At 65.5% G+C, this 12650-nt stretch carries 10 protein-coding genes and 1 pseudogene; 5 read left to right on the top strand and 6 right to left on the bottom strand.

Going from position 1 to position 12650, the window contains the following annotated elements; genetic code table 11:
* Nucleotides 1-10: 10 nt before the first annotated feature.
* The 4 genes from GEV05_12015 to GEV05_12030 form a co-directional block, all read right to left on the bottom strand.
* Nucleotides 11-2068 carry a hydantoinase/oxoprolinase family protein gene (locus GEV05_12015; protein MPZ44109.1) on the bottom strand — a complete coding sequence of 686 codons (2058 nt, stop codon included), beginning with the start codon at nt 2066-2068 and terminating at the stop codon, nt 11-13.
* A gap of 200 nt (nt 2069-2268) precedes the next feature.
* Nucleotides 2269-3717, bottom strand: coding sequence for an amidohydrolase family protein (locus GEV05_12020; GenBank protein ID MPZ44110.1), 1449 nt, complete (start codon nt 3715-3717; stop codon nt 2269-2271).
* Nucleotides 3718-3837: 120 nt separating this feature from the next.
* A complete protein-coding gene (locus GEV05_12025; protein MPZ44111.1) occupies nt 3838-4122 on the bottom strand; it encodes a type II toxin-antitoxin system RelE/ParE family toxin in 285 nt (94 codons plus the stop codon).
* Complete coding sequence (locus GEV05_12030) at nt 4119-4409, bottom strand: ribbon-helix-helix protein, CopG family (protein ID MPZ44112.1); 291 nt, start codon at nt 4407-4409, stop codon at nt 4119-4121. The genes GEV05_12025 and GEV05_12030 overlap by 4 nt, the downstream gene beginning before the upstream one ends.
* A 184-nt stretch (nt 4410-4593) precedes the next feature.
* On the opposite strand from GEV05_12030, the gene GEV05_12035 reads away from it, so the two are divergent.
* Complete coding sequence (locus tag GEV05_12035; GenBank protein ID MPZ44113.1) at nt 4594-5091, top strand: hypothetical protein; 498 nt, start codon at nt 4594-4596, stop codon at nt 5089-5091.
* A 16-nt stretch (nt 5092-5107) separates the two neighbouring features.
* On the opposite strand, the gene GEV05_12040 is transcribed toward GEV05_12035, so the two are convergent.
* Nucleotides 5108-6376, bottom strand: a complete 1269-nt coding sequence (locus tag GEV05_12040) for a hypothetical protein (GenBank protein ID MPZ44114.1) — start codon at nt 6374-6376, stop codon at nt 5108-5110.
* A gap of 159 nt (nt 6377-6535) precedes the next feature.
* Nucleotides 6536-7777: pseudogene (locus tag GEV05_12045) on the bottom strand (CocE/NonD family hydrolase).
* Between the two features lie 359 nt (nt 7778-8136).
* On the opposite strand from GEV05_12045, the gene GEV05_12050 reads away from it, so the two are divergent.
* The 4 genes from GEV05_12050 to GEV05_12065 all read left to right on the top strand — a co-directional run bounded on the left by GEV05_12050 (nt 8137) and on the right by GEV05_12065 (nt 12599).
* Nucleotides 8137-9744: a long-chain-fatty-acid--CoA ligase gene (locus GEV05_12050; GenBank protein MPZ44115.1), complete on the top strand. Its 1608-nt coding sequence runs from the start codon at nt 8137-8139 to the stop codon at nt 9742-9744.
* A 122-nt stretch (nt 9745-9866) separates the two neighbouring features.
* Nucleotides 9867-11216 carry a nodulation protein NfeD gene (locus tag GEV05_12055; protein ID MPZ44116.1) on the top strand — a complete coding sequence of 450 codons (1350 nt, stop codon included), beginning with the start codon at nt 9867-9869 and terminating at the stop codon, nt 11214-11216.
* Between the two features lie 2 nt (nt 11217-11218).
* On the top strand, nt 11219-12199 hold the full coding sequence (floA, locus tag GEV05_12060; protein MPZ44117.1) for a flotillin-like protein FloA: 981 nt from the start codon (nt 11219-11221) through the stop codon (nt 12197-12199).
* Between the two features lie 10 nt (nt 12200-12209).
* Nucleotides 12210-12599, top strand: coding sequence for a hypothetical protein (locus GEV05_12065; protein MPZ44118.1), 390 nt, complete (start codon nt 12210-12212; stop codon nt 12597-12599).
* Nucleotides 12600-12650 lie beyond the last annotated feature (51 nt).

Below are 12650 nucleotides of genomic sequence, written 5' to 3' on the forward strand. Positions count from 1 at the left end.
CGTCCTGCTCTCATGGCGCCGCGGTGAGAATCAAGCTTCCGCGGCTGTCGATCTCGGCCTGCCAGCCGCAATCGAGAACGGTGGTCGTATCCGACTGCTCGAGGATCGCGGGGCCCTCGAAGCGCGTACCTGGCGCGATCCGGCTTCGCTCGTACACGCGCGCCTGCACGAACTTGCCCGATTGGGCCGTGAGAATCGCGCGCGTGCCCTTGCACGCATCGCCCGCGGCAGGCGCGTAGTCGACCGCTGCATCGGGGCCGCCAACCTGCGCCTGATGCACCGCGCGCAGGTTCACGAACTGGATCGGCCCGGGCGCGCTGTGGCCATAGATGCGGTCGTGCACTTCGTAGAAATCACGGGTGAGACGCTCGAGCGCGTCGTCGCTGCGAACCGCCACCGCGACTTCCAGATGGTAGGACTGGCCGATGTAACAAACGTCGGCGAGATAGTGGCGCTCGATGCGGCTGCGCGCCACCCGCTCGCTCATCATGAGCGCATCACAGCGCGCGTCGAGCTCCGCGAAAACTTGCGCAAGCTGCTGCCGCGTCACTCGCGCGACCGGCGTGTTGAAGGCAACCGCCGCCTGATGCTCGACCGGCGCGGCCAGAAGCCCCGCCGCCGACAGCACGCCCGGATGCAGCGGCACGATCACCCGCCGCATGCCGAGCTCGCGCGCCAGTGCGCTCGCATGTACCGGCCCGCCGCCGCCGAGTGGCACCAGGCTGAAACGCCTCGGGTCGATGCCGCGCTTCACCGAGACGAAGCGGATGCCCTCGGCCATCGTGGCGTTGATTACCCGGTGGATGCCGAGCGCAGCCTGCTCGACGCTCATGCCGAGCGGCCTGGCGACCCGGCTCTCGATCGCTTTTCGGGCGAGATCCGGCTCGAGCCGCATCGTGCCGCCGACGAAGTACGCCGGATCGATGTAGCCGAGAACGATGGAGGCATCGGTAACCGTAGCCTCGGTGCCACCGCGGCCATAGCATGCGGGCCCCGGTTCCGAACCGGCCGAGTGCGGACCGACGCGCAGCGATTTCGCGCCGTCCAGCCAGGCGATGCTGCCGCCACCGGCGCCGATCGCGTTCACGTCGACCATCGGCACGCGCACGGCGTAACCGTCGAGCATTCCTTCGGCGGCGATCAGCGGCTTGCCGCGATGGATGAGCGCGATGTCCGCGCTGGTGCCGCCGATGTCAATCGTGATGACGTCATTCGCCCCGGCCGCTTCGCCCGCGACGCGTCCGCCGATCACCCCGGCCGCCGGTCCGGAGAGAAACAGGCGCACGGGGCTACGCCTGGCCACGCGCGACGAAGCGACACCGCCGCGCGACTGCATGATCTGCAACGGTGCGCCGACACTGCGGGTCTCGAGGTCCCGCTCCATGGCCTGCAGATAGCGCTCGATCACGGGCTTGAGATACGCATCGAAGGCAGTGATGCAGGTGCGCTCGTATTCCCGGAACGCCGGATCGACCTCGCAGGAGAGCGAGAGCATGAGCTGCGGATGGGCTTCGCGCACGATCTCGGCCGCACGCCGCTCGTGTGCCGGATTGAGAAAGGAGAACAGGAACGCGATCGCGATCGCCTCCACGCCTTCGGCGGCCAGCGCATCGGCCGCGCGCAGCACAGCCGCCTCGTCGAGCGCGACGATCACCTCGCCCGTGGCCGCGACACGCTCGGAGACTTCCCTGCGCAGCGCGCCCGGCGCCAGGAACACCGGCGTCTCCGGCGTGAGCATCACGCTGTAGACGTGGTGGCGACTCTGGCGGCCGATTTCGAGCACATCCCTGAAGCCGAGGGTGGTGATGAGACCGATCTTCGCGCCCTTGCGCTCGAGCACGGCGTTGGTTGCTACCGTCGTGCCGTGGACAAAGCGGGCGATCGCTTGCGGCGCGATTCCCCACTCGCGCGTCATATGCGCCACCGCGTGCAAGACTCCGGCGCTCGGATCGGCGCGCGTGGTCGGAATCTTGGCGAGTCGCAGTTCCCCCCGCGTGCTCCTGCAAACCACATCGGTGAATGTGCCCCCGATGTCGACGCCGATCTCGTACGCCTGCTCTACCGCCATGCGCTACCGCCAGTGTGGTAAATCGCAAATCCGTTGTAATTCGTCATTCCCGCGCAAGCGGGAATCCAGAACGAGACTCCGCCTGGACCCCCGCGTTCGCGGGGGTGACGAACTTCTGACTCAGGACACCATGTGTTTTCCGATGTTGCGTGAAATCCGCGGCGCATCTCACGCCACCCCTCGTCCAAGGCGCCAACGATCTACTCTGCCCGCGACGCGCCCCAGAAACGGTCCGAGTTGCGGGTGTGCGCCGCCAAGTCGGCGCGCTCGACAAAGCGCTGGTACACGGCTTGGGCATGCTCCAGCACTTCGGTCTCGTCGATGGTCAACAGCTTTCGGTCTTGCATCACCAGCCGGCCGGACACCGTCACATCGGCAACGTCGGCGCCCGTGGCGTTGTAGACGAGCCGGTAGACCAGCATGTCCAAGGGATACAGGTGCGGCTGAAACAGATCGATGGTGATCAAGTCGGCCTTTTTTCCGACTTCCACCGATCCCAATTCCTGGTCCAGGCCGAGCGCCTTGCAGCCGTCGATGGTTGCCATCTCCAGCACCTTGCCCGGCGGCAGAATGTCGGCGTCCTTGAAATGGATGCGTTGCTGATCGATGGCCGCCTTCATGTCCAGGAACAGGTCGCAGTTGTGGGTGGCCGGCGCATCCGAGCCGAGCGCCACGGTGACGCCCGCGTCGATCAGCTCGGGCACGGGACAGCGACCCGGGTAGGTATAGATGCGCCCGGCGCGCGGATGGTGCGCCCCATGCGTGCCGGTATCGCGCATGATGCCGATCGCCCGCTCGGAAATGCCGGTGCAGTGCGACAGGACCGTATCGGGTCCCAGCAGGCCGAGCTTCTCGTCATGGGCGTATTCGATGGCGTTGCCGTACATGTGAGTCCAGAAGATCACGCCATGCTTCTTCTTCAAGTGCAAAACGGCCTCGGCCTGCTTGCGCACCCACTGCTCACGCTCCGGAGACCACACCGGATCGTGCTCGTTGCGATTGCCGATGCGCGATAAGGCGACGCCGTAGTCGACGATGCTTGCGCTGTCCTGCGCGCGTTGCGACAACAGCCGCTCGCAGTTGTCCATGACTTCGTCGAAACCCACCATGCGCTCGGTCTTCACGCCGTTGCGCCAATAGGTGAAGCGGCGCGGCCAGGGCGGGCGCGCCGGACCTATGCCGATGCGGGTGCGAAGGCCAATGCGCTGGAGCTCGCGCGCGGCGATCTGCGTGAACGCCACGTCATCGGTGCGCGTGCCGTTACCGCCCATCATCGAGAACATGCAGGTGGTGCCCATCTTGAGGCGTTCGAGCGCGTTCAGTTGCGCATCGGCCTGCCACCACGCCTCGTCGGTGAAATCCGGCAGCAGGTTCTCCAGCATCGTGCGGCGCACGCCGCCGCTCAAGTTTTGCCCGGTGGATTTCAGCAAGCTGCCGCCCAGGTATCCGTGCAGATCCACCATGCCCGGCATGACGGCCTTGCGACGGCAATCGATCACCTGGGCCGTGCGGTACCGATCCCGCAAGGTCGCGGCCGGGCCCACCTCGACGATGCGCTCGTCGCGAATCGCCACGGAAGTGTGTTCGAGTATGGCGCGGCTGCGATCCATGGCGATGACGGTCGCGTCGTGAAGCAGCAGCTCCTGCATGTGAAGCACTCCGCCGATTGCGCTTCTGGCATTATTGCACGGCGATCGATTGGGCCTTACCGGCGGAGCGACCTAAGAGAGCCTGCCCCAACTGCGCAACGTTGCTTCGAGCATGGATTCTCAATCGCGGTAGCCCGCGTCGCGCTGATGTCGAATGCGCAGGATGCGAACGAGGTGTCGGCGCTCGTCATGACGATACAGGGCAAGATTACCCGTTCGGCCGGTCGAAATGACCAGCTCGCGAAGCCCGGGCTCCACGCGACGACCCATTCGCGGATGATCGGCAAGAATGGCGAGTGCATCCAGAATGGGCGCCTGAACCGCCGCCGCCGATTCGGCAGCAATCTCCAGAAGAAACGCGTTGATGCGATCGAGGTCGTCCAATGCAGCAGCGGAAAGAACTATTTCCGCCACGACACTTTTCTGGGTCTCGCTGCAGGTTTGCCGATGATCCTCGCCTCCAGGTATGCCCTCGCCTTGTCGAAGGGATAACCTTGGCCGGTTCGCTCCATTTCTTCGTCAGCCGCAAGCGCATCGGCCACGAACCGCCGGTGCTTCTCCGCTTCCTCGACATGCAGCTGCAGAGCCTGCAGCATGAAAGCGTGCGTTGACTGGCCGGAGACCCGGGCCAGTTCGTCGATTCGCTTCTTCAGATCCGGCGGCAGCTTCAAGCTGGTGGCAACGGTGCTCATGCGTTCGACTCCGGTAGTCATCCGATACTACCGAACGCAGCCTTCGGCAACAACCATCGCCGCTGGGCCCTCACCTGCAGCGCAATCCCCTCGCCGGCAACGCAACTCCCTTTGCCGGCGCCAAGCCCGCACGCCATTTGCGCCTTAGAATCGATGCTTCGACATCGACTCGCGGAACATCGTCATGCGCTTTCGATATGCAGGGTTGGCGCCGTGCCTTCGCACATTCATTGCACTCGGCACAATCGCATTGGTCGCGGCCTGCGCCAGCACGCCCCAGGCAACCCCGGAGCGCACGGCCGAAGCCAGACGTTTCGAGCCAGTCACGCGCGAGGCCGTCATCTATATCTATCGCTCCGGAGTTGCGTTGAGCGGTCCGGAGACCACGCTCTGGGTCGACAACCGCCTGGTCGGCGCCTCGCTGCCGGGAACGTTCTTCCGCGTGATCGCGCTGCCCGGCCGCAACGTGATCGACACGAGCCCGCCGGATACGGGGCGCATCGAGATCACCACCCAGGGCAACGACGTGACCTACGTCGAAATGATCACCGAGGGCGGTCGCAACAACCCGCCGAACACGCGCTTTCGCCTCATGCAGCCGGACGACGCGAAGGCGGCGATCGCCTACTGCTGCTGGATGCTCGAGACATGGCGCTACAACCAGCCGCGGCTGTTGTGGTGACGTTCCAAGCGGCCCCTCAGCCGAGATATTCGACGACGTGCAGGCCGGTCCCCGCGCGATCGCTGATGTAGGCGAGCCCGCGGTAATCGAGATCCACGTCGTTGGTCTGAATCACCGTCTTGAGCCGTGGTATGGTGGTCGAGGTCGTCTTCGGAATGTAGTAGCCGACTTCCTTCATGGCGAAGGGGTCCGAGATGTCCAGTACCCGCAACCCCCCGGCGAAGTACGCGACGTACAGCAGATTGCGGTTGTCCTGTGGCCGGTAGAGCTTGTTGTCCTGAGTCTCGTTGAACTGGTGCGGGCCAAAGCGTCCGCCTTGCGTGAGGAAGTCTGCATCGGGCACCCGAAAGATATCGACCATCATCGGGTTGTCCCGTGCCGTCACGTCGAGCATGAAAACCATGCACCGCACCTCCAGCCCTTGATATTGCGCATCGCTCGCTTCGTTGGCGACGATGATGTAATCGCGCACGTCACCGAAGTCGGGCGTGAAGTTGGGCGTTTTCACGCCGAAGAACGGCATCGAAGTATGCGGTCCCTTGAACTGCGGCTCGATCGTGTAATCGAAAACGAGCTCGGGCTTGGTGATGTTCTGGATGTCGAGCACCGCGACGTTACCGCCGCGCGCGTAGGACAGATACACGCGCTTGTTCGGCATGTCGACCACGGGATGGTGCAGGTTGGGGCCCTTGTCCTTGTCGAACGGCTCGGAAAGGCGCTGGCCCGGCAGCCAATGATTGGCCACGTACCTGGGCTTGCCCGGCGCCGAGAAATCCCAGATGACCAGGTGCCCGCCGGGACGGAAGCCCGGCTCGTTGGCGCAGCCGAAGTAGAGTCCCGTTTCGGCGTCCCACCAGCCTTTGTGCGCGATGTTCATCGGTCCGGCCGGGGTCTCTTTCACGTCGGCGACCATTTCGGGCTTCGCGCGATCGGTGATGTCGAAGACCTGGAAACTGCAGGCGCTCGCCGTCTCGTGGTTGCGTGCGAGATAGCGCCTGCCGTCGCGCGGGCTATCGATCACCTGTACCGAGCGGCAATTCGCCTCTGCCGCGCCCGGAATGTGTGCCAGGAGCTCGGGTCGGGCCGGGTTCGAGACGTTGAGGATCGACGTCCCGTTGGGTTCGTCCTTGCCGGTAAGCGGATTACGCGAGGAGCCCGGCAAATGACCGACGTAACACCAATCGCCCTGCAACGTCACCTGCAGGGATTCGCGCCCCTGCAAGTCGTGATAGCCAATCAGTCGGGTGTTATGGGCATTAGCGGTGAGCGAGTCGAGATTCGGCACGGCTGGTCTCCCTTGTCGGCGGTCGATGCGGACATGCTAATACATTGTGAGCGTGGCGGGCAGGTCGCGCGTGGAGTCAGGTCTTGCTTCTTGCATTTCCTGCGAAACAAGCGCGTTCGCGCAACAAGCAAGACCTGACCCGATCCGTGCCCCCGGCCGCTAGATGCCCCGCAGGGCGGACAGCGGCACGATCGGCAGCACGATGTGCGAGGCGCGCAGCCGGTCGACATAGACGCTATTGGTGGCAATGCGCTTGCGCACCGCCGCCCCCTCGGGCTCGCCGGTGTTGTAGTTCAGATCGTAGCGCGGAAAGTTGCTCGACGAGACGTCGACCCGGATGCGATGGCCGGCCTGGGAACAGATTGCAGGTGGCATACGGCTCGATCGCGATCTCGTACACCGTGCCCGGCGTCATCATTACCGGTTTCTCCCATGAATCGCGGTAGCGGAGCCGCAGGATGCCGTCGGCGAGGTTCATCGCGAAGCCGCGCGGATAGTCGGGGTTCGCCGGATGCACGTCGATCAGCTTGGCGGTGAAATCGGTGTCGACGCAGTTCGAGCTCACGTGCAGCCGGATCAGCAGCGGGCCGATCACGGCCACATCCTCGGCAAGGGGTGGGGTCTGGAACACGAGCACGTCGCGCCGCGCGGCCAGCGGCAGCCCGAAGCGCGTGCAGCCGAAGAAGCGCGGGTCTTCGCGCTGGTCGAATGCGCCGCCGTGCTGCATGCGTCCGGCCGCATCGCGCCGGCCCGATCCGCCCCCCATGAGAAACAGCCGCACCGCGGCTTCGCGCTCGACGCCGTTCGCCCGGCCTTTCAGCCAGTGCTCGAACCAGCGCAGCCGCAGCTCGCGCCAATGCGCGGCGAGATTGCCGTCGATGGTCGCGGCCGGCCCGAAATCGACCTCGCCCGCCACGATTGGCTGCGATCGCCGTGCGTCCACGGCCCCATGATGAGCCGCACCGGACCGCGCTTGCGTGCCTCGAGACCCAGGTAATTTTCGAGCGCAGTCGGCACGTAGGCATCGTACCAGCTCGACATGTGGATCTGCGGCACGTCGGCGAAGCGCTCGTGCCAACCCTCGGCGTAGATGCCGAGCTGGCGCCAGTAGTCGTCGAACGTGCCGTGCGTCCATTACTTCACGAAGTGGCCCTCGGAATCGTAGCGGCCGCGACAGTCCTGGTAGATCACGACGTAGCCGCGGCGCACGAACCATTCGGCGACTTCCGCGCGCGGCCGCGCCTCGGTCTCGCCGCGGTCGAGCTCGGAGCGCGAAGCGCGCGCTTTGCCATAGGGGGTGCGTTCGAGGATCACGGGCAGCGGCTCGGTCACCGCGTGCCCATCGCGGGCCGGCCGATAGATGTCGGTTGCGAGCCGCACGCCGTCGCGCATTGCGACCATGACGTTCGATTCGCCGACGAGGCCGGAATAGTCGAGCGCGGGGGAATGGATCGATTCGGACATCGGGTTCTCCGTCTGTCGGCCCGGGCGCGAACAACAGGCGAGGCCGCGAGCCGGCGACCGTACCACGCCGAGATCACGCGCTCAACGATACGGCCGCACGCGAATCCGCGCTATGCTGGCAACACTTTGGATTCCGCCTGTGCGCGCCTACGCGGGAACGACGCTGTCGCTGACGACCCGCAGCGCTCGCTTGCGCGGGGATGACGGTGCACGTCGCTCCACGTGCGAACGGGGAGCACGGAATGAGAGCCGCCTTTCGCGGGAGGCGAGCAGGCATCGCGTCAAAGGAGGAGCCGATGCTCGGATTGATGCAGGACTGGCCGTTGCTCGTCTCGCGGATCATCGATTACGCCGCGTGCCAGCACGGCAGCCGCGAAGTGGTGACCCGCTCGGTGGAAGGGCCGATCGTTCGCACCAACTACGCAGCGATCCGGGCCCGGGCCCTGAGCGTCGCACAGCGACTGGCGCGCGAGGGCATTGCACCGGGCGACCGGGTCGCCACGTTGGCCTGGAACAGCGCGCGTCATCTGGAAGCCTGGTACGGCATCACCGGCGCCGGCGCGGTCTATCACACCGTGAACCCTCGGCTCTTTCCCGAGCAGATCGCCTGGATCGTGAATCATGCCGAGGATCGGTTGCTCATGACCGACCTCACGTTCGTGCCGCTGCTGGAGGCGCTTGCCGACAAGCTCGCCACGGTGCAACGCTACGTCGTTCTCACCGATCGCGCCCACATGCCGGACACCCGGCTGCGCAACGCGATCGCCTACGAGGACTGGATCGGCGAAGTCGACGGTGACTTCGCCTGGGTCGATATCGACGAGCGCGCCGCGGCCGGGCTTTGCTATACCTCCGGAACGACGGGCCATCCCAAGGGCGTGCTCTATTCGCATCGCTCCAACGTGCTGCATTCGATGGCGATGTCCGCGCCGGACGCGCTGGGCCTCGCCTCGCGCTCGGTCATCCTGCCGGTGGTGCCGTTGTTCCATGCGAATTCCTGGTCGATCGCGTTCTCCGCGCCGATGACCGGCGCCAAGCTCGTCATGCCCGGTGCAAGACTCGACGGCGCCTCGATCTACCAGCTGCTCGAAGCCGAGCAGGTCACCTGCAGCGCCGGCGTGCCGACCGTGTGGGCGATGCTGCTGCAGTACATGCAGAAGGAGAATCGGCGCCTGTCCAGCCTCGAGCGCCTGGTGGTGGGCGGGGCCGCGGCGCCGCGCTCGCTGATCGAAGCGTTCGAGGCGCAAGGGATCGAAGTGTTCCATGCCTGGGGCATGACCGAGATGAGCCCGGTCGGCACCATTGGCTCGGTCAAGCCCGCGGCTGCCCATCTGCGCGGCGACGCGCTGATCGATCTCAAGTGCAAGCAGGGCTTCGCGCCGTTCTCCGTCGAGATGAAGATCACCGACGACGACGGACGGCGCCTGCCCTGGGACGGCAAAACGTTCGGCAGGCTGAAGGTTGCAGGCGCCGCGGTGGCGCGCGCTTATTTCCGCAGCGATGCGCCCGTCCTCGACGGCGAAGGGTTCTTCGATACCGGCGACGTCGCCACCATCGATGCGAACGGCTACATGCAGATCACCGATCGCGCCAAGGACGTGATCAAGTCGGGCGGCGAGTGGATCTCCTCCATCGCGCTGGAGAATCTCGCCGTGGGCCATCCCGATGTCGCCGAAGCCGCCGTGATCGGCATCCCGCATCCGAAATGGGACGAGCGGCCGTTGCTGATCGTGGTCCCGAAAGAAGGACGCAAGATCGAACCCCAGAGCCTCATCGAGCACCTGCGGGCGAAGGTGCCGAGCTGGTGGCTGCCGGACGACGTCGCGGTCGTGGACGAGCTGCCGCACACCGCCACCGGCAAGCTCGACAAGGTGAAACTGCGCGCGCAGTATGCTGGCGCGTAGCGCGAGCGAGGGAAGAAAGAATTCGGTAGGGCGCAAACGGGTAATATCGCCCGATTGCACTGGACCGTTGCCGCGCCAGTCTCGCTCGTAGAGCTGGCGCACCCCCGATAGGACGATGGCGAATGCGCTTGCTGCTCGCACTTGGATTGCTCTTCGCCGCGGCGCTCGCGTCTGCGCAGCAGGAGCGGCCAGTGGTCTATGTCGCGCCGATCGAAGGCACGATCGATCTGGGGCTGGCACCTTACGTACAACGCGTGCTCGACGAGGCAACCGCGGCCAAGGCCGATGCCGTCGTGCTCGAGATCAATACCTTCGGCGGACGCGTCGATGCGGCGGTGCAGATTCGCGATGCCCTGCTCAACAGCCGCGTGCGCACGATCGCGTTCGTGAACAAGCGCGCCATCTCGGCGGGCGCGCTGATCAGCCTGGCCGCCGCGGATCTGGTGATGGCGGGCGGCAGCACGATCGGTGCGGCCACGCCGGTGCAGGCGGGACAAGCGGGTGAGGCCGCCAAGCCCGTCGGCGAGAAGACGGTGTCGTACGTGCGCAAGGAGTTTCGCGCTACCGCGGAGAGCCGCAAGCGTCCGTTGCTGCTGGCGGAGGCGATGGTGGACCCGGACGTGGAAATTCCCGGCGTCATCGAGAAAGGCAAGCTCCTCACGCTGACCACCGACGAGGCGCTCGAGCACAAGCTGGCCGACCTGCGCGCGGACACGCTGGAGGAGGCGCTGCGCAGCCTCGGGCTCGGGGGTGCCGAACTGCGGCACGCCTCGCTCAACTGGGCGGAGAACGTCGTGCGCTTTCTGACCCATCCGGTGGTGAGCTCGTTGCTCATCACGATTGCCATGATCGGCATCATCGTCGAGATCCGCACGCCGGGCTTCGGCATTCCCGGCGCGCTAGGGATCGCGAGCCTCGCTTGTTTCCTGTGGGGACACTGGCTGGTGCAGCTGGTTGGCTGGGAAGAAGTGCTGCTGGTCCTCGCCGGCATCCTGCTGCTGGCGCTGGAGGCGTTCGTGATTCCCGGCTTCGGCATCGCCGGGGTGCTGGGCATCCTCGCGGTCATTGGCGGCCTGGTATTGAGCATGCTCGGTGCAGGCGACGCACCACGCTTCATCCTGCTCACGGCCGCTCGCGTGGTGTTCGCGTTGATCTTTGCGTTGGTCGGGAGCCTTCTGCTGCTGCGCTACCTGCCGCGGCTGCCGTTCGGGCGGCAGCTCGTGCTGCAAGCCGGGCTCCATACCGGGAGCGGTTACGTGTCCACGCCGGCAGGCGACCTGCGCTGGCAGGGCAGGAGCGGACGCGCTTCGTCTGCGCTTCGTCCCGCGGGCATCGCGGACTTCGACGGCGAACGCGTGGACGTGGTCTCGGAAGGCGGATTCGTCGATGCCGGCGAGCCGATCGAGGTCATGCGGGTCGACGGCAACAGGATTGTGGTCAAACGCTCGATAAACCTTCAAGAAAAGGACTGACGATGACATGGCTCGATACCGGTTTCACCGGAGGTTTCGGATTGCTGATCCTGCTGGTCGCCGGATTGGTACTGATTTTGTACCTCGTGCCGATCCCGCTGTGGATCGCGGCCTGGGCCTCCGGGGCCTATGTAGGCCTTTTCACGCTGATCGGCATGCGCCTGCGCCGGGTGCCACCCGGCACCGTCATCACAGCGCGCATCAGCTCGGTCAAGGCGGGCATCGATGTGACCCTCAACGACCTCGAAGCCCACTATCTGGCGGGCGGCAACGTGGTACGGGTCGTGAACGCCATGATCTCGGCGGACAAGGCCAGCATACCGCTGCCCTTCAAGCGAGCGGCGGCCATCGACCTGGCAGGCCGCAACGTGCTGGAAGCGGTGCAGATGTCCGTTCTGCCGAAGGTAATCGAGACACCGAAGATCGCCGCCGTGGCCAAGGACGGAATCCAGCTCATTGTCGTATCGCGAGTCACGGTGCGCACGAACATCGATCGCCTGGTGGGCGGCGCGGGCGAAGAGACCATCATCGCTCGAGTCGGCGAAGGCATGGTGAGCACGATCGGTTCGGCCGGGAACCACAAGATCGTACTGGAGAATCCGGACCATATCTCGAAGAACATCCTGAGCAAGGGGCTCGATGCCGGCACCGCCTATGAAATTCTTTCCATCGATATCGCGGACGTGGACGTGGGCGAGAACATCGGCGCGAAGCTGCAGATCGATCAAGCCAATGCCGACAAGCTGATCGCCCAAGCCAAGGCCGAGGAGCGCCGGGCGATGGCGGTCGCGCTCGAGCAGGAAATGCGCGCGAGGGTGGTCGAGTCCGAAGCCGAGGTGCCGCGCGCCATGGCCGAAGCGTTCCGCCAGGGCAACCTCGGCATCATGGATTACTACCGGATGAAGAATCTCCAGGCCGACACGGACATGCGAGGTGTGATCGCGGGGGCAGGAGACAATCCCCCGGGTACGCCGCGGACATAGGTGCGAAGCGATGTCGACTTCGGAGCTTCTCGTCTATGGGTTGGTCATCGCGGGCTTTCTGCTCGTCAACTACGTGATGCAGCTGGCTGCGAACAAGGCACGACGGCAGCAGCAGGAAAGACAGGCGACCGGTGCGCCGCCGCAGCCCCAGGCGGAGGAGATGCTGGACTACAGCTGGGGGGGCGCGCCCGTCGCGCAACCGGTGGCGTACGAGCTACCCCGAGCGCCCGTGCCGGTATATACCGCCCCGCCTGCGCAGTCGGTCGAGCCGGCCGCTCGCATTCACCCCGCCGCACTCGGGCTGTTGCACGACGGCCGGCAAACGCGCAATGCCATCGTGCTGATGACAGTGCTCGGGCCCTGCCGCGCAATCGAACCCTACGCTCCGCGCGAGCCGTAATGGCCGGGATATCGTCGGGCTTCAAGGCCTGACGAATCGCCACCGCGCGCC

The organism is Betaproteobacteria bacterium (assembly GCA_009377585.1).
Lineage (GTDB): Bacteria > Pseudomonadota > Gammaproteobacteria > Burkholderiales > WYBJ01 > WYBJ01.

Bases quoted from the DNA above. Each gene is read 5' to 3' on its own strand.
- floA (MPZ44117.1), top strand. From the start codon at position 11,219: ATGACATGGCTCGATACCGGTTTCACCGGAGGTTTCGGATTGCTGATC.
- GEV05_12020 (MPZ44110.1), bottom strand. From the start codon at position 3,717: ATGCAGGAGCTGCTGCTTCACGACGCGACCGTCATCGCCATGGATCGC.
- GEV05_12035 (MPZ44113.1), top strand. From the start codon at position 4,594: ATGCGCTTTCGATATGCAGGGTTGGCGCCGTGCCTTCGCACATTCATT.
- GEV05_12065 (MPZ44118.1), top strand. From the start codon at position 12,210: ATGTCGACTTCGGAGCTTCTCGTCTATGGGTTGGTCATCGCGGGCTTT.
- GEV05_12015 (MPZ44109.1), bottom strand. From the start codon at position 2,068: ATGGCGGTAGAGCAGGCGTACGAGATCGGCGTCGACATCGGGGGCACA.
- GEV05_12030 (MPZ44112.1), bottom strand. From the start codon at position 4,409: ATGAGCACCGTTGCCACCAGCTTGAAGCTGCCGCCGGATCTGAAGAAG.
- GEV05_12055 (MPZ44116.1), top strand. From the start codon at position 9,867: ATGCGCTTGCTGCTCGCACTTGGATTGCTCTTCGCCGCGGCGCTCGCG.
- GEV05_12050 (MPZ44115.1), top strand. From the start codon at position 8,137: ATGCTCGGATTGATGCAGGACTGGCCGTTGCTCGTCTCGCGGATCATC.